Raw genomic sequence first — 19055 nt, 5'->3', positions numbered from 1 at the left:
CGCTACCCTTGCCGCTATGGCTCAACCAATTCTGGTGACTGTTGACGGTGCTGTTCTCGATCCGGACGTGCCGATTCTGCACGCCGACGACCTCGCTGCCGTGCGCGGCGACGGTGTTTTCGAGACGCTGCTGGTCCGTGACGGCACCGCCCGCTGTGTCGATCTGCACCTGCAGCGCTTCGCGCGCAGTGCCAAGGCACTCGATCTGCCGGCCCCTGACGAAGAGCAGTGGGCCGAGGCGGTCGCCACCGGCGCCCGTGTCTGGGCCAAGGAGAACGGCGCGATCGAAGGGCTGATGCGGCTGGTCTACTCCCGTGGACGGGAATCGGCACCAGTTGATGCGGTGGCGGCGAAAGAAGGCGGCAAGAAGGGTTTGACGCGGGATGGCGGCGGCGCGACCGAGTATCTGACCGTGGGGCCGGTGCCCGAACGGGCCGCGACCGTGCGGGAACACGGTGTCAAGGTGATCACCGCCTCCCGTGGGTACTCCGTCGATCTCGCTGCCGCGGCACCGTGGCAGTTGCTGGGCGCCAAGACGTTGAGTTATGCCACCAACATGGCGGCCCTGCGCTACGCCAAAGAGCAGGGCTGTGATGACGTCATCTACACCAGCAGCGAGGGACTCGTGCTGGAAAGTCCCCGCTCGACCGTGATCGTGGTGAACGGCAAGACGTTGACGACCCCGCCGGCGGAATCCGGCATCCTGGAAGGCACCACCCAGCAGGCCTTGTTCGCGCAGGCGGAAAAGGAGGGGTGGGAGACCAAGATCGAGCCGTTGAGTCCGGCGGACCTGGTCTGCGCCGAAGCCGTCTGGCTGGTATCGAGCATCACGCTCGCCACGCGGGTGACCGAATTGAACGGTTACACAATGGTTCCCCCGGATCATCCGGACGAGTTCGCCGCGTTGGTCGATCGCGCCGTCGAGTAAAAGTCGCAAACCGGTCGCGGCGTCGCCTGTTCTGGCGGCGCCGCTTTCTTGTTACCCCATTGACGCCGCGCAACAGCGTTCGGTGATCTATTTTTTAGTTATGCATACCGTCGCCGAGAACAGGCGAGCGAGGTATCGCGGCGTAGAGCAGCACGGTCTGGGTACAAGGTCCCGGCCCGGAGCGGACCATGTGTCCCATTCTGTCGAAAGTGGCCATCAGCACAGCGAAAAGGTCCTGATCGCCTTGTTCGGCTTCAGTAGCGAGGCGTAACCTGCAGCTACTACCGATCGTAGTAGACCTCCGGCGATTGAGAAAAAATGGACGCACTCGACGTCTCCCGATGGCAGTTCGGCATCACCACCGTTTATCACTTCATCCTGGTCCCCTTGACGATCGGGCTGGCGCCGATGGTGGCGATCATGCAGACCGTCTGGGTGGTGACCGGCAAGGAGCAATGGCTTCGGGCCACAAAGTTTTTCGGCAAGCTGTTCCTGATCAACTTCGCGCTGGGGGTCGCCACCGGCATCGTGCAAGAGTTCCAGTTCGGGATGAACTGGAGCGAGTACAGCCGATTTGTCGGAGATGTCTTCGGCGGGCCACTGGCGCTGGAAGGCCTGGTGGCGTTCTTCCTGGAGTCAACCTTCCTGGGCCTGTGGATCTTCGGCTGGGACCGATTGCCGAAGAAGGTGCACCTGATGACGATCTGGATGGTCGCCATCGGTGTCAACGCCTCGGCCTGGTTCATCATCGCGGCCAACTCGTGGATGCAACACCCGGTGGGTGCGCAGTGGAACGAGGACAGAGGCCGCCCAGAACTCAAGAGCCTGTGGGCTGTGATGACCAACAACACCACGCTGGCGGCATTCCCGCACACGATCGCCGGTGCCTTCCTGACCGCGGGGACCTTTGTCGCCGGGATCGGGATCTGGTGGATGGTCCGAAACACACGGCGGGCCAAGAAGCTCCGGGAAACCGTACCGGTCGGGGTCGGCGCCGGGGTGGGATCGTCGACGGTGGCGGTCGCGGACGATCCGGAACCCGCCATGTACGGCAAGACCGCCGAGCAACTCGAGCACGATGCGCGGACGTTGTATCGGCCGGTCACCCGGTTTGCGCTCTGGGTGATGATCGCCAGCGGCATCGCCTTGGCCTTCACCGGTGATTGGCAGGCCAAGCTCATGTTCGAGCAACAACCGATGAAGATGGCATCCGCGGAGTCGTTGTGTAACACCGAGACCGGCGCCAGTTTCTCCATCCTGGCGGTCGGTACCCATAACAACTGTGAATCGGTGACGCACCTGATCGAGGTGCCCAACATGCTGTCTTTCCTGGCCGACAACAGCTTTGATTCCACACTGCAGGGGGTGGAGGAGTTGCAGGCCGAGCATGTCGCCAATTTCGGTCCGGGCAATTACAAACCCAACCTGTTCGTCACCTACTGGGCATTTCGGGCGATGATCGGCTGGGCGCTGGGGTCGGCCGCACTGGCGGTGTTGGGCCTGTGGTTGACGCGCCGCGGCCGGATCCCGGGTTCGAAGAAGTTCGGAACATTCGCGATCTGGATGATCCCGACACCGTTCCTGGCCAACAGTTCCGGGTGGATCTTCACGGAAATGGGCAGACAGCCATGGATGGTGGCCCCCAATCCGGCGAACGTGGCCGACGCGGGCGGGCTCAAGAACATCCACCTGACGGTTCAGGAAGGGGTGAGCCAACATTCGGGCTATCAGGTGCTGGTCACCCTGCTCATCTTCACCCTGTTGTACGGCGCGCTGGGTGTCATCTGGTTCGCCTTGATCCGCAAATACACCCGAGAAGGGCCGACGCCGGCAGATTCCGGGCCGCCGATCAACGGGCCGGGTGGCGGGAATGGTCCCGAGAAACCGGAATCCGACGATGAACGGCCGTCGCCGGATGAACCCAAGCAACTGTCGTTCGCGTACTGAGGACTGGGGAAACTGATGAGTCTCGCGGAATTCTGGTTTTGCCTGGTGGGCTTTCTGTTCCTCGGCTATTTCGTACTCGAGGGCTTCGACTTCGGTGTCGGCATGCTGTTGCCCGTCCTCGGCCGTCCGAAGAACGGCGTACCCGGCGACACCCGTCGCCGGGCGATGATCAACACGATCGGACCGGTGTGGGATGGCAATGAGGTCTGGCTGATCACCGGTGGCGGTGCACTGTTCGCGGCGTTTCCGAACTGGTACGCAACGATGTTCACCACCTTTTACATACCCCTGTTCCTGATCTTGGTCGGCCTGATCGTCCGGATCGTGTCCATCGAATGGCGCGGAAAGATCGACGATCCGCGCTGGCGCTGGTGGGCCGACTTCGGCATCGGCCTGGGGTCGTGGTTGCCGGCGGTCCTCTGGGGCGTGGCATTCGCAAACCTGGTGCGCGGGTTGCCGATCGACGGCGACGAACAGTTCACCGGGAACTTCTTCGACCTGCTCTCCCCGTACGCTCTGCTCGGTGGTGTGGCCACGGCGATGTTGTTCGCCACCCATGGTGCGGTGTTCTTGGCACTCAAGACGGCCGGCGACCTGCAGGGCGAATCCATGAAGACGGCGTTCGCGCTTGCGGTCCCCACCACGGCTGTCGCCGCGGTCTGGGGTCTGTGGACGCAGGTCTCCTACGGCAAGGGGTGGACGTGGATCGCCCTCGGGGTGGCGGCTGTGGCGATCATCGCTGCCACCGCATTGGCGTATCGGCGACGTGAGGGGTGGGCATTTGTCGCCACGTGCTTTGCGATCGCCGGTGTCGTCGTCCTGATCCTCGGGTCGATGTTCCCCAACGTGATCCCGTCGACGCTCGATCCGGCCTTCGACATGACGGTCGAGAGCAGTTCGTCGAGTCACCACACCCTGGTGGTGATGACCTGGGCTGCGGTCATCTTCACCCCGATCGTCCTGTGTTATCAGGGCTGGACGTATTGGGTGTTCCGCCAGCGCATCTCCACCAGTCAGATCCCGCCGTCGATCGGCTTGCCCTTGCGCCGACCGAAGGTGGTCGGGCAGTCCAAGTGACCGCAGCGACACCGGCGGCATCCGGCCCGCCGATCGATCCACGGCTGTGGCGCTATTCGCGGACCTCGCGTCGGTACCTGATCCTGACGGTGCTGATGACTCTCACGCAGGTGATCTGCGTGATCGTCACCGCCGCAATGGTTGCGTCGATCCTGTCCGAGCTCATCGTCTCTCCGGATCGCCGCAGCCTCGACGCTCAGGCCTGGCACCTGTGGGCGTTGGGCGGGGCCATCGCGGTGCGGGTGGCGGCGGTGTACATCCATGACCGGTACGCGCATCGGGCCAGTGCCGGGGTGATCGCGGACCTGCGCGGAGAAGCACTGGCCGCGGTCTCGGATCCTGCCCGCACCCCGCCTCGGGAACTCCTGATCCGACGCACCCGGCTGGCCACGATTCTCACGCAGGGCCTCGAAGCGCTCGGTCCATATCTGACGGGCTACGTTCCGGCGCTGCTGCTTTCCGCGGTGGCGATCCCGGTGCTGGTGGTCGTGATGGCCATGGCCGATCTCACCTCGGCCGTGATCGTCGTCATCACACTGCCGCTCATCCCGGTGTTCATGATCCTGATCGGTCGCCTGACGCGCGATCGAACCGCCGAGCGCCTGACTGCGATGAGCCGCTTGTCATCTGCACTCCTCGACCTGATCGCGGGGATACCGACATTGCGGGCACTCGGCCGTGAACGGGAACCGGCAGCCCGCGTCGGTGAACTCGGGCAGGCGCACCGGCGCAGCACGATGCAGGCGTTACGGGTTGCGTTCCTGTCGGGCGCGGTGCTGGAGTTTCTCGCGACGTTGTCGGTCGCGTTGGTGGCCGTCAGCATCGGCCTGCGTCTGGTGCATGGCGAAATGGGCCTCTACGGCGGCGTTCTGGCGTTGATCCTGGCGCCCGAGGTGTATCTGCCGCTGCGGAACGCCGGTGCGCAGTTCCACAACTCGGAGGCCGGAACCGCCAGTGCGCGAGAGATTTTCGACATCATCGAAGGCGGTGCCACCCCGCGTCCGGTCGGAAGCCGGTCGGTGGCGGTCGCCGGAGCCAAGATCGTGGCGGCCGGACTCGGCGTACACGGCCGTGACGGCTGGGCTCCACACGATCTGTCCGCAACGATCAGGCCCGGTCGACTGACGGTGCTCACCGGGCCGAACGGGGCCGGGAAGTCGACAGTGCTGTCCACCATCCTGGGTCTGCAGTCACCGCAGGAGGGGTCGGTCCTCATTGGAGACGTCCCGGTCACCGAACTCGATCAGCAGGCGCTGTGGGAACAGGTCGCCTGGCTGCCCCAACATCCGGTCCTGGTACCGGGGACGGTGGCCGAGAACTTCGAGATGACCGGACCGATCGGTGGGAGCGAACGCGATTTCGGTTGTCGCGCGAGCGGTTTCGACGTTGTGCTGGCCGGACTCCCGGATGGCTGGCACACGGTCCTGGGCAGTGGGGGCGTGGGGTTGTCCGCCGGACAACGACAGCGCCTGGCGTTGGCCCGGGTACTCGCCTCACCGGCACCCCTGTTATTGCTCGACGAACCCACCACGCATCTCGATGGCGATGCCGAACTCGCGGTGGCGCGCGCCCTGCAGTCTCGGGCGATGGCAGGCGATACCGTCGTAGTGGTAGCCCATCGCCCGGCGATGCTCGCGGTGGCCGACGACATCATCGAAGTCACCGGGGTGACGTATGCCGAACACTGACAACACATCTGCCCGCCGAGGTCTCCGCGGTGACCCGCTCTGGCGGGCGTTGGGCCTGCTGGGCCTGCGTGGCAAACCGGTGGTCCGGTCGTTGGCGCTCGGAATCATGGGCGCCGGAAGTGCACTGGCGCTGGCGGCCCTGTCGGCGTGGCTGATCACTCGGGCATGGCAGATGCCGCCGGTTCTCTACCTGTCGGTGGCCGTGACGTCCGTTCGGGCACTGGGCATCTCCCGCGGGCTGTTTCGATACCTCGAACGGCTCGCCACGCACGACCTGGCCTTCGACGCGATGTCGACCGCACGCAGTCGGCTCTACCTGGCGCTCGCCGGAGGGCCGGCCGGATACTCGGTGGGGCTGCGCCGCGGGGAGTTGTTGTCGCGGACCGGGACCGACGTCGACGAGATCGGCAATGCGCTGATCCGCGCGATCATCCCGATCGGTGTGTCGGTCGTCGTGTCCGGCGCGGCGGTGGCGATCATGGCCATCGTGTCGCTGTGGGCGGCACTGGTACTGGCGATCGCGTTGCTGGTCAGCGGTGTGCTCGCGCCCTGGCTGGCGGCCAGGGGCGCGCGGAGTGCGAGCCGGGCCGAGGCTGCCGCCCGGACCCGGAACGCGGGCGCGATCATGACCGTGCTCGACCATGCCGCGGAGCTGGCGGTCGCCGGCCGGCGTCAGACGCTGCTCGACGAGGCCCGATCCGCCGAAGCCGATGCCGTGGACGCCGGCGACCGCGGTGCCCGACAAGGTGCCTGGGCCGGCGCCGCAGTTCCGTTGGCGGTCGGGGTATCGGTGCTGGCGGCTGCGCTGATCGGGATCGGACTGGCGGACGGGGCGTCCCCGATGGCTCTGGGTGTGCTGATCCTGCTGCCGCTGAGCGCATTCGAATCCACCGGGCCGATGACCGAGGCTGCCCTGCAGCTTCAGAAGAGCCGGGACTCTGCGCGGCGCATCATGGCAATGATCGACCGCGCCGGCGATTTTTCACAGCCGGCACCGACGTTGACAACGGGCGCCGACCCGAATGCCCTGATCGCGCGGGGTCTGCGCTGGGGTTGGCCCGGCGGTGAGATGTTCGGTGGCGACGACGGGCTCGACCTCCGCATCGAACGCGGGTCACGGATCGCGATCGTCGGACCGAGCGGATGTGGGAAATCGTCGTTGCTGCTGACCTTGGCAGGACTGCTGGCACCGGTGGCCGGTACGGTCGCCCGGCCGGCCGACAACCCGGTCCGCTACTTCGCCGAGGACGGCCACATCTTCACCACCAGCGTCCGCGAGAACCTGCTGGTCTCGCGGGGGGATGCCACCGACGCCCAGATCATCGACGCGATCAACCGGGTCGGGCTCGGAGATTGGGTCGCCGGACTCCCACAAGGTGTCGACACGCCGCTCGACGCAGGTGCGGACTCGGTCAGCGGCGGTCAGCGCCGGCGTCTGCTGCTGGCGCGCGCGTTGATCAACGAAGCGCCGATACTCCTGCTCGACGAGCCGGGGGAGAACCTCGACCGCGCCGATTCCGATCGGTTGCAGTCCGAACTACTCGACGCCTCCACGGCGGCGTTGGTCGATCCGGACCGCGCAGTTGTCGTGGTGACGCACCGTCTCCCGGCTCGTCACCACGCTGATCTGGTCCTGACCCTGCCCGCGGTTTCGCCGACAGAAAATACTGTTGCCGAGTCGCGATAGGAGGGAGTAGTTTCGTCGGTACACGAGGAAGGAGGTGGTCTGAAATTGATTTCTAGGACACGTGAGGTGACCATCAGCTAACCGGCCGATTGGTGGATTGCCTTGTACCCCAATTGGTATGGAGCTGAATCCACATTGGTCACCGGCCCCCGCACCCCCGGCCTCGTCCTGGTCGGATGCCCGCTTTCCAGTGGGTGGTGTGGGGGTCTACCTCGTTCTAGCCGACGTAGCGGGTGAGCTTTGCGGATGCGCGGGGAACCAGGTCGCCGTCGCTGTCGACGCGCTCCTCGACGTACGCCAGGCCGCCGTCTTCCACCAGGCCGTAGAGACGCTTGGCACCGCCGGCCTGATAGCCGGAGGCGGATTTGATCACCACGTCGGTGGCCAACTCCCAGCTCGTCTGGTTCAGAGGGTGGCCGTAGAAGAGTTCGATCCATCCCTCGGCGTGGGTCAGGAGCAGCTCGATGACGTCGTCGTCACCGATGCGCCAGAAGCCCGATTCGCGGAAGTCGGGCGTGACCTCATCGCTGTCCTCCGCGATGACCCATGAGCGGGATTCCCAGTTGAGGTAGTTCTGGCCGTCGTGGCTGACGATGACCTGCTGGCCGAACCGGTAGTCACCGGTTACGGGGTGATTGCCTTCGCCTTCACCGCGCCAGACACCGACCAACGGCAACAACGCCAGCAAGCCCGGATGAAGATCCGGGCCCTGGCGGAGGTTGGCGGTGTCGGCGGGCAGCGGCAGATCGGGCAGCGCCGGAATGTTCCGGGTCCCGGTCTCCTGAGCCTTGATGGCGGCCTGATTGACCGCCTCGTTGCCGGAACGGGTCACGATTCGTCTGTGACCAGCCGGTAGAGCACATAAAGGCCGAACCAGACGATCAGGAGGCTCGCCAGTACCAACAACGCTTCGAAGAAGATGACCACCTGAGTATTCTAGCGCCCGCCGAAACGCTGTGCGTGTGGGGATTGCCTCACTTTTGCGACGGTGCTCATGCAGCGGAGACGTGACCTTCTCCGCCGGCGTACGCGGCCAAGGCATTCACGTGGCCGGGGCGTCGGAAAGCACGACGGCCCGGTCCACCTCGAAAGGTGAACCGGGCCTTCGCCAGAGCCGAGGCTCTTACTTGCTGACGGTCACGTTCTGCTCGTGCACGCCGGCACCTTCGGGCTTCACGATGACGTCGCCGTTGCCGGTGGACGACAGCGCACGCAGCGTCCAGGTGCCGGGGGCGGCGAAGAATCGGAAGTCGCCGGTACCGCTGGCAACAACTTCGGCGGTGAACTCGCCGGTTCCGTCGAGCAGACGCACGAAGGCGCCGGCCACCGGGTTGCCGTCGGTGTCGAGCACCTGTCCGGTCAACACGGTCTCTTTTTCGGTATCGACACCGGCGGGCAGATTCTGTCCTTGTTTAGGCGCAGCACACATGATTACTTGTTCTCTCCCAGCTCGATCGGGGCGCCGACAAGTGAGCCGTATTCGACCCAGCTGCCGTCGTAGTTCTTGACATTCTTCTTACCGAGGATCTGATCGAGCACAAACCAGGTGTGGCTTGAGCGCTCGCCGATACGGCAGTAAGCAATGGTTTCCTTGGACTCGTCGAATCCCTTGTCGGCGTAAAGCTTTGCCAGATCTTCGTCGGACTTGAAGGTGCCGTCCTCGTTGGCGGTGGAGCTCCACGGGATGTTGATGGCTCCGGGGATGTGACCCCGCTGCTGAGCCTGCTCCTGCGGGAGGTGGGCCGGCGCGAGGATCTTGCCGGAGAACTCATCCGGGCTACGCACGTCGACGAGGTTCTTGTTGCCGATGGCGTTGATGACCTCGTCGCGGAAGGCGCGGATGCTGGTGTCGGGCTCTTCGGCCTTGTAGGTCGTGGCCGAACGGGTGACCTCGTCCTTCGACAGCTCGCGGCCGTCGAGTTCCCACTTCTTGCGGCCGCCGTCGATCAGCTTGACGTCCTTGTGGCCATACAGCTTGAAGTACCAGTAGGCGTATGCGGCGAACCAGTTGTTGTTGCCGCCGTAGAGCACAACGGTGTCGTCGTTGGAAACGCCTTTGGCCGAGAGGAGTTCGGAGAACTGCTCCCGGTTCAGGAAGTCGCGACGAACGCCGTCCTGCAGGTCCTTGCGCCAATCCAGGCGGATGGCGCCTTCGATGTGGCCGCCTTCGTAGGCCGAGGTGTCTTCGTCGACCTCGATGAAGACGGTCTTGTCGGCCTTCAGGTTCTGCTCAGCCCAATCAGCGCTGACCAGGACATCGGAGCGAGCCATGGTTTTCCTTTCGTAGAGGGGTATTGCGTCCAGGTTTGAATCGGTGATCGATAGAGATCTGGCATAGCTGGTGACGTGAGGTGATCGCCTGGGAACAGCACAAATGGCTGACCAGGGGGCACCGGCATACGGGGCACAGAAGAATGCTGTGAAAAGCCCGTCGACTACCGGCTCAGACAGCAACAGTTGGCGATACGACAGAAGTCGATCGCCCGGCGACGTGTGAGCATCAACTCACGGCCCAGTTGCATGAGCGCCAGACTACCGCAGTCATGCAACCCACTTCGGTCCAGCTCCGCTTCGCTCCGTGTCCGGGGTTGGTCCAGCTCCGCTTCGCTCCGTGTCCGGGGTTGGTCCAGCTCCGCTTCGCTCCGTGTCCGGGGTTTCAGGACCCTTGCCAAAACTCGGCCGCGGTCACCACCAGCGGTTTCGGATCGGCGGAGAGAACTACGTCACTGCCCTGTGTCGCCACCGACGCTGCAGGCAGCGACCAGGGGAGCGGGAGAACGGGAAGTGTCCGGGAGAACTGGGCCAGGACGGCCGGCAGCTGCTCGGGCGAGACATCGGAGTCGACGTGCTCGGCGGAGCCGGAGTAGAGGCCGGTCGCATCGATGCGCAAGGCGCCGCGATGGATCGACAGATCGACGGCAACGCTGACTCTTTCGCGGTCGGCATCTCGAATGTGACCGAGATTACCCGGATTTGGCAAATTGACCGTCGCGGTCAGAATTACGCCTGAGCTGGCAGAAAGGATGCCGTCACCGGGTCCGCCACCCCCGGCCTTGTCCTCGGGTGCCGGAGTGCTGACGGTGAGGTCGTCGAAACCAAGGAATCGGCCCAGGTTCACCGAGTCGATCTTCAACGACCCGCTCACCTTGTCGACCCGCAACTGCGTCATCGCCCCGATCAGCCACGCGCCACCGATCCGGTTGACGCCGGACAGGTTGGAGCGGAGGTCCCCGCGACGGCCATTGCCCAGGTCAGTGCCCCTGGCGGTGATACCGATGCGCTCATACTCGTCGCGCGTTGCGGCGGCGATGAAGGGGAAACCGGTGATCGTCACCTCGGGGTCGAACTCCAGGTCCGAGGCGGATCGGAGGGCCAGTGAATAGTGGCGTTCCGCGTAGGCGGCGGCGGCGAAGTCGATACCGACCGCGGCGAGGACGACGATCAGTACGCCGGCCAGCAGTTTGCGCACCGAAACCCTTCGTTAGGTGGACTTTGACCCCGGGTCCACCGTGGCCGCCGGTCGCCGCTCATTTGTTTAGAGGGGACTTGTTAACGGGCAGGGACCGATATGGCGCTATTCTGACATCTGTCTCGCACACGTTGGTAAGGCAGCGTACATAAATACGTACCTTCGAGATCGGAGTGGTTTGTGGATCTCTTGTTACTGACAGCCGATCCCACCCCTGAGTCCGTACTGCCGTCGTTGTCACTGCTGGCTCACACCGTCCGCGTAGCACCCACCGAGGTGTCCTCGTTGATGGAAGCAGGCAATGCAGATGTAGCCATCGTGGATGCGCGTTCTGATCTGGCGGCCGCACGCGGTCTGTGCCGGCTGCTGGGGAGTACGGGTTCATCGGTGCCCGTCGTTGCTGTGTTGACCGAGGGCGGCCTGGTGGCCGTGAACTCGGAGTGGGGTCTTGACGATTTCCTGTTGCCGGCAACAGGTCCGGCCGAACTGGACGCGCGACTTCGCCTGCTGGTGGTTCGCAGTCGCGGCGTCACCGCCGAAGAAGCCAGTGGCAAGGTCACCCTCGGTGACCTGGTCATCGACGAAGGGACGTACACCGCACGGTTGCGTGGTCGTCCCCTGGATCTGACCTACAAAGAGTTCGAGTTGCTGAAGTACCTCGCGCAGAACGCCGGCCGGGTCTTCACCCGTGCGCAGCTGCTGCAAGAGGTATGGGGCTACGACTTCTTCGGCGGCACCCGAACCGTCGACGTCCACGTCCGACGGCTCCGCGCAAAACTCGGTGCCGAGCACGAGGCGCTGATCGGTACGGTGCGCAACGTCGGTTACAAGGCCGTGCGGCCCAGCCGTGGCGGACGTACCCCGGACGCGAACGGAAGTGCCACGGACGGAAGCGAATTGGAAGATCTAGTCGATTCCGACGAGGTTGACTTCCCGGACGCGGAGTACAGTTCCAGCACCAATGGGAGCTGAACCGGGCAGCCCGGAGTTCATCGGGCGAATCACAGAAATTCTCGACGCCGCGACCGCCGTCGACGGAGTCGCGCCGTTGGGTGAGCAGGCCGTCAAAGGTGTCGGTCGTCCCGGTGTCATCGAGGTCACCGTCGAGGACGACGATCAAATCGTCGGCTACGCAAATGTGACACCGGCCCGCGACCACGAACCCGCAGTCATCGAATTGGTGGTCGACCCGGACCACCGTCGCCGGGGACACGGCAGGGCGTTGCTCGATGAGACGCGAAACCGGATCACCGGTGACGTCCGGGTCTGGGCCCACGGCGATCTGCCTGCGGCCCGGGCGCTGGCCGCGGCTTCCGGGCTGACTGCGCGGCGACAGCTGCTGCAGTTGCGCCGGCCACTGCCGAATCCGGCCTTGCCGGAACTGGTCGTCCCCGACGATGTGGTGCTCCGGACATACGCCGGACCATCCGATGACGCCGAGATCATTCGCGTCAACAATGTGGCCTTCGCCTGGCATCCGGAACAGGGTGGTTGGGGCTCGCAGCAGATCGATGAACGTACGGGCGCGGCATGGTTCGATCCGGCCGGGTTGTTCCTGGCATTCGATGCCGCAGACCCGCACCGGCTGCTCGGATTCCACTGGACCAAGATTCACTCGCCATCGCTGGGCGAGGTCTACATCGTCGGAGTCGACGCCGCCGCGCAAGGCCGTGGGCTCGGCCGCCTGCTCACCCTGGCGGGTCTGCACTACCTCGCCGACCAGGGCGTCGACGAGGTAGAACTCTACGTCGAGGGCGACAACACGGCTGCGCTGAACACCTACGGCAAGCTCGGATTCGGGCAATACGCGAGCGATGTGGCCTACGGCTGATCCGACCATCGGGTGTCCGGTGGACATCTGTTCGCCACCGCAGGTGGCACGAAGGTGAACAGTGGGTGGACACCTCGAATTTCCCCTGCGTGAGCCACTGCGAAGGCCGATGTTGTATTCATCTGCGGTTCACCACACGTAGGCGATCCAGACATGACGGACCTCTAGCTTTCAACAGGGACGCTTTAGGCGTCGGATGGCGGCTCGAATCGCGAGATGTCACGGAAAGTCCATGGAGGAGTCTTCGTTGAGAATGAAGTCAAGTGCTGCGCTCGTCAGCGCGGCCGCGGTCACTGCTCTGATGTTGTCTGCGTGTGGCAGCGAGGGGGACGGTGGCACCGTCAGCGGTGAGGGATCGACCGCGCAGCAGAAGGCGATGGAGCATTTCCAGGTCGTCGTCGCCGACAACGGTGGCATCGTGCTGAACTACACCGGTTCGGGTTCAGGCGACGGGGTTTCCAAGTTCTTGAGCAGCGACGTCGACTTCGCCGGCTCGGACTCCCCGCTGAAGGGCGAGGAGATCGCCGAGGCGAAGACGCGCTGCGGCGGAAACGACGCCTGGCACATCCCGATGGTGGCCGGACCGGTCGCCATCGGCTACAACCTGCCCGGCGTCGAGGGGCTCGTTCTCGACCCGACTGTGCTCGCCGGCATCTTCGACTCGAAGATCACCACGTGGAACGCGCCGGAGATCGCGGCCCTGAACCCGGGCGTCGAACTGCCCGCCACCCCCATCGTTCCGGTGCACCGCAGCGACAGTTCGGGCACCACCGACAACTTCCAGCGCTTCCTGCAGAGTGCGGCGCCGCAGGCCTGGCCGTACGAGCACGACAAGACCTTCCTGGGACAGGGCGGCTCGGGCGCCGCCAAATCGACCGGGGTCGGTGACACGGTCAAGAAGACCCCCGGCTCGGTGACGTACGTCGAGTGGGGATTCGCCGAGGAGAACGGTCTGGGTATCGCGCAGATCGACTTCGGTGTCGGTGCCACCGAGCTCAACGGTGACACGTCCGCCAAGGCACTCGACGCGGTCGAGTTCAAGGACCCCACGTCCAAGGACCTGATCGTCGACACCGACGCGCTGTACTCACTGAAGGAGCCGGGTGCGTACCCGCTGCTGCTGACGCCGTACTCGATCGTCTGCTCCGCAGGCTACGAAGGTGACATCTCGACGACCCTCAAGGATGCGTTCACCACCATCCTCGACGACGGTCAGGACGGACTGGCAGAGCTCGGCTACACACCTCTGCCCGATGAGTACAAAGCTAAACTGCAGTCGACCATCGACGCACTGGCCTGATCGCCTAGCGAGGGAGACCGTATACAAGAAGCGGTAGAGGGTCGATGACAGAGACTGAAGACACGACGAGGGCGAAAGGGCTTATGAGCTCCTCGACGACTCAACCCGGTACCACCACCGGTGGCGGTGGGCCGACAGAACCCGACGGGTCCGAGTTCAAGACCGGCGGTTCGGCGATTCGATTGGGCGACCGGATCTTCCGGACCCTGTCGGTGGGATCCGGCATCTTCATCTCGGTGATCATCGGACTGATCGCGCTCTTCCTGGTGGTCCAGGCGGTCCCCTCCATGCTCGACAACGAAGAGAACTTCTTCACCTACTCGGGTCCGTGGACCACAGAGCCCGGGGACATGCGGTTCGGCATCCTGGGTCTGCTCTACTCGACGTTGGTGGTCTCGATCATCGCGTTGGTGCTGGCCATGCCGATCGCGCTGGGAATCTCGATCTTCCTCACCGAGTACGCACCCAAACGGCTGGTCAGCCCGATTGCTTACGTGATCGATCTGCTCGCGGCGGTGCCGTCGATCGTCTACGGCCTGTGGGGCATCCTGGTCCTGGGGCCGGCCCTGGTGCCGGTCAACGAATGGCTCGTGGGCAACCTCGGCTTCATGCCGTTCTTCCAGGAGCCGTCACAGGTCACCAACATGTCGACCGGTGGAACGATGCTCACCGCAGGCATCGTCCTGGCGGTGATGATTCTGCCGATCATCACCTCGGTGACCCGTGAGGTGTTCGTTCAGACGCCGGTCGGCCACCGTGAAGCCGCGCTGGCACTGGGCGCGACCAAGTTCGAGGTCGTCCGGGTGGCGGTGATCCCGTTCGGATTCTCCGGTTACATCAGCGGATCGATGCTCGGTCTGGGACGCGCCCTCGGCGAGACGATGGCGCTGCTGCTCATCATCTCGACCGCGGGACCGATCGACTTCAACCTCATGGAGAGCGGCGAGACCTTCGCCACCAAGATCGCCAACAACGCGGCCGAGTTCGATTCACCGTCCAAGACCGGTGCCTACATCGCCGCCGGCCTCGCGCTGTTCGTTCTGACCTTCGTCGTGAACTCTGCAGCACGGGCTGTCATCAGCGGAAAGAAGGCGAAGTGACATGACCACACTCGACGCGAGCACTGCACCGGTCAAACGCACACCCTCGGGCTTCACGCCGGTCAAGAGAAGCCGCAAGATCGGCGACAAGGGTGCCGCGGTGCTGGTCACCGCAGCGGTTGTCATCGCCATGATCCCGTTGGCCTGGTTGGTCTGGACCCTGCTCTCCCGGGGGCTGTCGACCATCCTCGACGCGCAGTGGTGGCAGAAGTCGGAACTGCGGGGTGGCGCGCTCAACGCGATCGTCGGAACGCTCCAGCAGACCGCGCTGGCCGCCGTCATCGCGATCCCGATCGGCATCTTCGTGGCGATCTACCTGGTCGAGTACGGCAACAATTCGCTGCTCGCGCGGATCACCACCTTCATGGTCGACATCCTCTCGGGTGTGCCCTCCATCGTGGCCGCGCTGTTCGTCTACGCGGTGTGGCGCACCACGTTCGGGCTGCCACGTTCGGGTTTCGTGGTCGCCCTGGCGCTGGTGCTGCTGATGGCACCGATCGTGGTCAGAGCGACAGAGGAAATGCTCAAGGTCGTCCCGCAAGATCTGAGGGAGGCGTCCTACGCCCTCGGCGTGCCCAAGTGGAAGACGATCGCCCTGATCGTTCTGCCCACCGCACTGTCGGGGATCGTCACCGGCGTGATGCTGGCGATAGCCCGGGTGATGGGCGAGTCGGCGCCGGTCCTGATCCTGGTCGGGTCGACAAAGGTGCTCAACACCAACCCATTCGACGGTAATCAACAGTCGCTGCCCCTGATGATGGTGCAGCAGTACAACAACGGTCCCGGCGCATTCGACACGGTGTGGGGCGCAGCGTTGACGCTGGTGATCCTGGTGGCAATCGTGTACTTCGGCGCCAAGCTCGTCTCCAAGGTGTTCTCGCCCAAGAAGTTCTGACGCGAACCCCACTCCCGACGCCCCGGCCCGGTAGCGAACGAAAGAAACTCAATCCATGGCAAAGCGCCTCGATATCAAAGACCTGAACATCTACTACAGCGCCTTCCACGCGGTCAAGGACGTGAGCCTGGAGGTGCCGCCGCGCTGCATCACCGCATTCATCGGTCCGTCCGGTTGTGGCAAGTCGACGGTGCTGCGCACGCTCAACCGGATGCATGAGGTCACCCCCGGTGCCCGCGTCGAGGGCAAGGTGTTGCTCGACGGCGAGGACATCTACAGCAAGAGCATCGACCCGGTGTCGGTGCGTTCGACCATCGGCATGGTGTTCCAGCGGCCCAATCCGTTCCCGACGATGTCCATCAAGGACAACGTGGTGGCCGGTCTGCGACTGCAGGGCCTGCGGGACAAGAAGAAGCTCGACGAGGTCGCCGAGCGCAGCCTGCGTGGCGCGAACCTCTGGGAAGAGGTCAAAGACCGTCTCGACAAGCCCGGTGGCAGCCTGTCCGGCGGTCAGCAGCAGCGTCTGTGCATCGCGCGCGCCATTGCGGTGTCGCCCGAGGTGCTGTTGATGGACGAGCCCTGCTCGGCCCTCGACCCGATTTCGACGCTGGCCATCGAAGAGCTGATCAACGAGCTCAAGAAGGACTTCACCATCGTCATCGTCACCCACAACATGCAGCAGGCTGCACGGGTCAGTGATCAGACGGCATTCTTCAATCTGGCCGGTGTCGGTCAGCCCGGTCAGCTGATCGAGGTCAGCGATACGGAGACGATGTTCTCCAATCCAGGGCAACGGGCCACAGAGGATTACATCTCCGGTCGTTTCGGCTAGTCCGATCGACTGTCGCCGGGGCCTCGAACGGCCGGAATTCCGGCGGCATGGGTGATGATGGGAAAGTGACGGTCAAACATCCGGTCAGCGTGCTGCCTGGCCGTGGCATCGCCCTCCGGCGCGGGCCCTCATTGCTTCTCATCGACGCCGATCCGACCAAAACCAGTGCGACACTGACCGATCTTGCGCGCATTGCCACCGAGCCGTCGTCCGAATCGGGTGCCCGGGAAGGTTCTCGGCTGCGGGCACTGACGAAATGGCTGCTGGCCAACGAGGACAGCAGCCCCGACTTCGCGGTGATCTCGACCGATTCCCGCGGTGGGCTCGAGGTATTCGTCTACGGCGCTGCGACCGCGCGGATGTACCTCACCGAACTCGCGTCCCCCGAGGTTGTTCGCGGGGTGGACTCCGGATTCCTGGTTCAGCGCAGTTATCCCCGCAGCCTCCATGCGGTGGCGATCACGATCGACGAGACCGACCCGCTCTCCGGTGGTCCCATCGGAGCCTCCGGGATCGCGCCGTCCCACATCTTCTCCCTCGAGAAGGGCGCCGCCCCGGGCGCCGGGATGATCCTGTGGCCGTCGGCGTCACCGTCGACCGACAGCGCGGTATACCTGACCCCGCAGACCGCAGCGATCGCCGATGCGCCGGAGTCGACTCCGCTGATGGTCGGGGCCAACGGGAGCGACGCCGAAACACCGCTGGTCCCACCGATGTTGGCCGTTCGGCTCGACGATGTTGAAGGGGCGACGCACAGCGCCCGCAGTCCGCTCCCCATCTTCGGCGGTCCCCGCCGGCCCGCCGGATCCCGGCGCGGGGTGGCCGAACCGACGTTGGTCCCACCCCAGGACGTGTTGGATTCCGTGTTGTCCTCGGCGCCGACCGACGTCGCCAACCGTCCCGTCAAGGTCGACAACTCGCGTGTGTCGGCACGTGAGCAGAAGCTGCAGATCCACGGGTTGCTCTGTGCGAACGGGCATATCAACGATCCGCGGCTTCCGGTGTGCACCCGCTGCGGTATCCGGATCGACCGGCACACCGGGGCGTTGGTGCAGGGTCCCCGACCGCCGTTGGGGCTGTTGGTGATCGACGACGGGTCCACCTACATCGTGGCCGGGGATCTGTTGATCGGCCGTGATCCGGAACCGATGGTCGCCGGGCGTGGCGGTGTGGCAGCCGGTGGGATCGGGCCGTTGGACCCGATCCGGATCAATGACACCTCCGGGTCGATGTCGCGCGCGCATTGTGAACTGCGCCTTGTTGATTGGGAGGTGCGGGTGATCGATGCCGGTTCGGTCAACGGCACCTATGTGCGGCACCCGCGAGCGCCGGGTTGGATCACGTTGCGACGTGGCCAGGAGGCAGTGCTCTACCCGGGTTCGCAATTGCGGGTGGGTAGCCGATCGTTGCTGTTCGAGTCGCCGCACGGGAGGGTGAGCGATGTACGTTGATCCGCGGTCGGGATCCGATGCGCGCAGATCGCCTGTGGCGATCGCGGACTATCGGATCGTTCGTGCGCTCGGTGCGGGCAGTCACGGTGTCTGTTACCTCGCGCTGGCCCCGGACCGCCTCGCGCTCGACGTCGAACACGTTGCGCTGAAAGTCTTTTCGAACCCGGTGGGTGAGGACGCGTTCCATCGTGGCGTCCGTGAACTCCGAACATTCTCAGACGTGCGCTCGTCGCACCTGCTCCGGCTGTACGAGGCGGCATTGGGTGATCAGTTCATGTACTCGATGGCCTATCTGGCGGGCGGTTCGATGACGGCGCCGGCCATGCCGCTGCGGCGTGAACAGGCGCTGGCGATACTCGAAGGCGCCGCACGTGGCGCACACGACATGCACGAGGCGGGCCTGGTCCACGGTGACATCAAGCCCGGCAACGTCCTGATCGGCGGCGACGAGGACGGGCCGGTGGGTGTACTCAGTGCGCTGGGTTTGGCCCGGGTGATCACCGCCGCGACGGCGGTCAGCGGGGTCGGATCGTCGGCGACGTTGGAGTTCGCCGATCCCGATATGCTGGTCGGTCAGGCACCTTCGCGGGCAACGGATCTGTGGGCGCTGGGAGCGACGATTCATCGGACGCTGACCGGGGAGGGGCTTTACGGAGAGCTCCCGGACATGCAACCGTTGGTGGCCATCCGGACAGTGCAGTCGACCAAGCCCGTGCTCAGCGCTGCGCTCTCGTCGGCCGAGCGGGACCTGGTGTCGGAATGCCTTGCACCGCATGGCGACAGATTCCGTACCGCGGCCGAACTCGCCGATCGTATCGCCGAGATCGCCGGCCGCTGACGGTTGTTTGAG

The 19055-nt window shown here is 64.6% G+C and carries 17 protein-coding genes; 13 read left to right on the top strand and 4 right to left on the bottom strand.

Going from position 1 to position 19055, the window contains the following annotated elements; all coding sequences use genetic code 11:
* Positions 1-16 precede the first annotated feature (16 nt).
* From AC51GT_RS16910 to cydC, 5 genes are all read left to right on the top strand, one after another.
* Positions 17-928 carry an aminodeoxychorismate lyase gene (locus tag AC51GT_RS16910; RefSeq protein ID WP_496329503.1) on the top strand — a complete coding sequence of 304 codons (912 nt, stop codon included), beginning with the start codon at positions 17-19 and terminating at the stop codon, positions 926-928.
* Between the two features lie 318 nt (positions 929-1246).
* A complete protein-coding gene (locus tag AC51GT_RS16905) occupies positions 1247-2875 on the top strand; it encodes a cytochrome ubiquinol oxidase subunit I (protein ID WP_496329502.1) in 1629 nt (542 codons plus the stop codon).
* A 15-nt stretch (positions 2876-2890) separates the two neighbouring features.
* Entirely contained in the window at positions 2891-3952 is a 1062-nt protein-coding gene (gene cydB / locus AC51GT_RS16900; protein ID WP_496324902.1) for a cytochrome d ubiquinol oxidase subunit II, read from the top strand.
* On the top strand, positions 3949-5640 hold the full coding sequence (gene cydD / locus AC51GT_RS16895) for a thiol reductant ABC exporter subunit CydD (protein ID WP_496329501.1): 1692 nt from the start codon (positions 3949-3951) through the stop codon (positions 5638-5640). Before cydB ends, cydD begins: the two co-directional genes overlap by 4 nt.
* A complete protein-coding gene (gene cydC, locus AC51GT_RS16890) occupies positions 5627-7327 on the top strand; it encodes a thiol reductant ABC exporter subunit CydC (RefSeq protein WP_496329500.1) in 1701 nt (566 codons plus the stop codon). The genes cydD and cydC overlap by 14 nt, the downstream gene beginning before the upstream one ends.
* A gap of 217 nt (positions 7328-7544) precedes the next feature.
* Here the strand turns inward: cydC and AC51GT_RS16885 are convergent, their stop codons facing one another.
* The 4 genes from AC51GT_RS16885 to AC51GT_RS16870 form a co-directional block, all read right to left on the bottom strand.
* Complete coding sequence (locus AC51GT_RS16885; RefSeq protein WP_496329499.1) at positions 7545-8159, bottom strand: heme-binding beta-barrel domain-containing protein; 615 nt, start codon at positions 8157-8159, stop codon at positions 7545-7547.
* 291 nt (positions 8160-8450) lie between these two features.
* The gene (locus AC51GT_RS16880) at positions 8451-8756 is read right to left on the bottom strand and encodes a DUF1416 domain-containing protein (RefSeq protein ID WP_482140700.1); all 306 of its coding nucleotides are present in this window, start codon (positions 8754-8756) and stop codon (positions 8451-8453) included.
* 2 nt (positions 8757-8758) lie between these two features.
* The gene (locus tag AC51GT_RS16875; protein WP_496324898.1) at positions 8759-9598 is read right to left on the bottom strand and encodes a sulfurtransferase; all 840 of its coding nucleotides are present in this window, start codon (positions 9596-9598) and stop codon (positions 8759-8761) included.
* Between the two features lie 385 nt (positions 9599-9983).
* The gene (locus AC51GT_RS16870) at positions 9984-10796 is read right to left on the bottom strand and encodes an LmeA family phospholipid-binding protein (RefSeq protein WP_496329498.1); all 813 of its coding nucleotides are present in this window, start codon (positions 10794-10796) and stop codon (positions 9984-9986) included.
* A 180-nt stretch (positions 10797-10976) separates the two neighbouring features.
* Here AC51GT_RS16870 and AC51GT_RS16865 point away from each other — a divergent pair, with 180 nt between their 5' ends.
* The 8 genes from AC51GT_RS16865 (at position 10977) to AC51GT_RS16830 (ending at position 19043) form a co-directional block, all read left to right on the top strand.
* Positions 10977-11768, top strand: coding sequence for a winged helix-turn-helix transcriptional regulator (locus AC51GT_RS16865; RefSeq protein WP_496324896.1), 792 nt, complete (start codon positions 10977-10979; stop codon positions 11766-11768).
* Positions 11758-12627: a mycothiol synthase gene (gene mshD, locus AC51GT_RS16860; protein WP_496329497.1), complete on the top strand. Its 870-nt coding sequence runs from the start codon at positions 11758-11760 to the stop codon at positions 12625-12627. The genes AC51GT_RS16865 and mshD overlap by 11 nt, the downstream gene beginning before the upstream one ends.
* A 247-nt stretch (positions 12628-12874) precedes the next feature.
* The gene (gene pstS / locus AC51GT_RS16855) at positions 12875-13927 is read left to right on the top strand and encodes a phosphate ABC transporter substrate-binding protein PstS (RefSeq protein WP_496329496.1); all 1053 of its coding nucleotides are present in this window, start codon (positions 12875-12877) and stop codon (positions 13925-13927) included.
* A gap of 83 nt (positions 13928-14010) precedes the next feature.
* Complete coding sequence (gene pstC, locus AC51GT_RS16850; RefSeq protein ID WP_496324893.1) at positions 14011-15027, top strand: phosphate ABC transporter permease subunit PstC; 1017 nt, start codon at positions 14011-14013, stop codon at positions 15025-15027.
* Position 15028: 1 nt separating this feature from the next.
* A complete protein-coding gene (pstA, locus tag AC51GT_RS16845; protein WP_496324892.1) occupies positions 15029-15922 on the top strand; it encodes a phosphate ABC transporter permease PstA in 894 nt (297 codons plus the stop codon).
* A gap of 55 nt (positions 15923-15977) precedes the next feature.
* Positions 15978-16754, top strand: coding sequence for a phosphate ABC transporter ATP-binding protein PstB (gene pstB, locus AC51GT_RS16840; RefSeq protein ID WP_496324891.1), 777 nt, complete (start codon positions 15978-15980; stop codon positions 16752-16754).
* 65 nt (positions 16755-16819) lie between these two features.
* The gene (locus AC51GT_RS16835) at positions 16820-18205 is read left to right on the top strand and encodes an FHA domain-containing protein (protein WP_496329495.1); all 1386 of its coding nucleotides are present in this window, start codon (positions 16820-16822) and stop codon (positions 18203-18205) included.
* Positions 18195-19043: a protein kinase domain-containing protein gene (locus AC51GT_RS16830; protein WP_496329494.1), complete on the top strand. Its 849-nt coding sequence runs from the start codon at positions 18195-18197 to the stop codon at positions 19041-19043. The genes AC51GT_RS16835 and AC51GT_RS16830 overlap by 11 nt, the downstream gene beginning before the upstream one ends.
* The last annotated feature ends 12 nt before the right edge of the window (positions 19044-19055 follow it).

This window comes from Williamsia sp. z34 (genome assembly GCF_059553395.1).
Note: the sequence above shows the minus strand (reverse complement) of the source record. Positions and strands in the feature narration are given on the sequence as shown.

Bases quoted from the DNA above. Each gene is read 5' to 3' on its own strand.
- AC51GT_RS16910 (WP_496329503.1), top strand. From the start codon at position 17: ATGGCTCAACCAATTCTGGTGACTGTTGACGGTGCTGTTCTCGATCCG.
- AC51GT_RS16905 (WP_496329502.1), top strand. From the start codon at position 1,247: ATGGACGCACTCGACGTCTCCCGATGGCAGTTCGGCATCACCACCGTT.
- cydB (WP_496324902.1), top strand. From the start codon at position 2,891: ATGAGTCTCGCGGAATTCTGGTTTTGCCTGGTGGGCTTTCTGTTCCTC.
- cydC (WP_496329500.1), top strand. From the start codon at position 5,627: ATGCCGAACACTGACAACACATCTGCCCGCCGAGGTCTCCGCGGTGAC.
- AC51GT_RS16880 (WP_482140700.1), bottom strand. From the start codon at position 8,756: ATGTGTGCTGCGCCTAAACAAGGACAGAATCTGCCCGCCGGTGTCGAT.
- AC51GT_RS16875 (WP_496324898.1), bottom strand. From the start codon at position 9,598: ATGGCTCGCTCCGATGTCCTGGTCAGCGCTGATTGGGCTGAGCAGAAC.
- mshD (WP_496329497.1), top strand. From the start codon at position 11,758: ATGGGAGCTGAACCGGGCAGCCCGGAGTTCATCGGGCGAATCACAGAA.
- pstC (WP_496324893.1), top strand. From the start codon at position 14,011: ATGAGCTCCTCGACGACTCAACCCGGTACCACCACCGGTGGCGGTGGG.
- pstA (WP_496324892.1), top strand. From the start codon at position 15,029: ATGACCACACTCGACGCGAGCACTGCACCGGTCAAACGCACACCCTCG.
- pstB (WP_496324891.1), top strand. From the start codon at position 15,978: ATGGCAAAGCGCCTCGATATCAAAGACCTGAACATCTACTACAGCGCC.
- AC51GT_RS16830 (WP_496329494.1), top strand. From the start codon at position 18,195: ATGTACGTTGATCCGCGGTCGGGATCCGATGCGCGCAGATCGCCTGTG.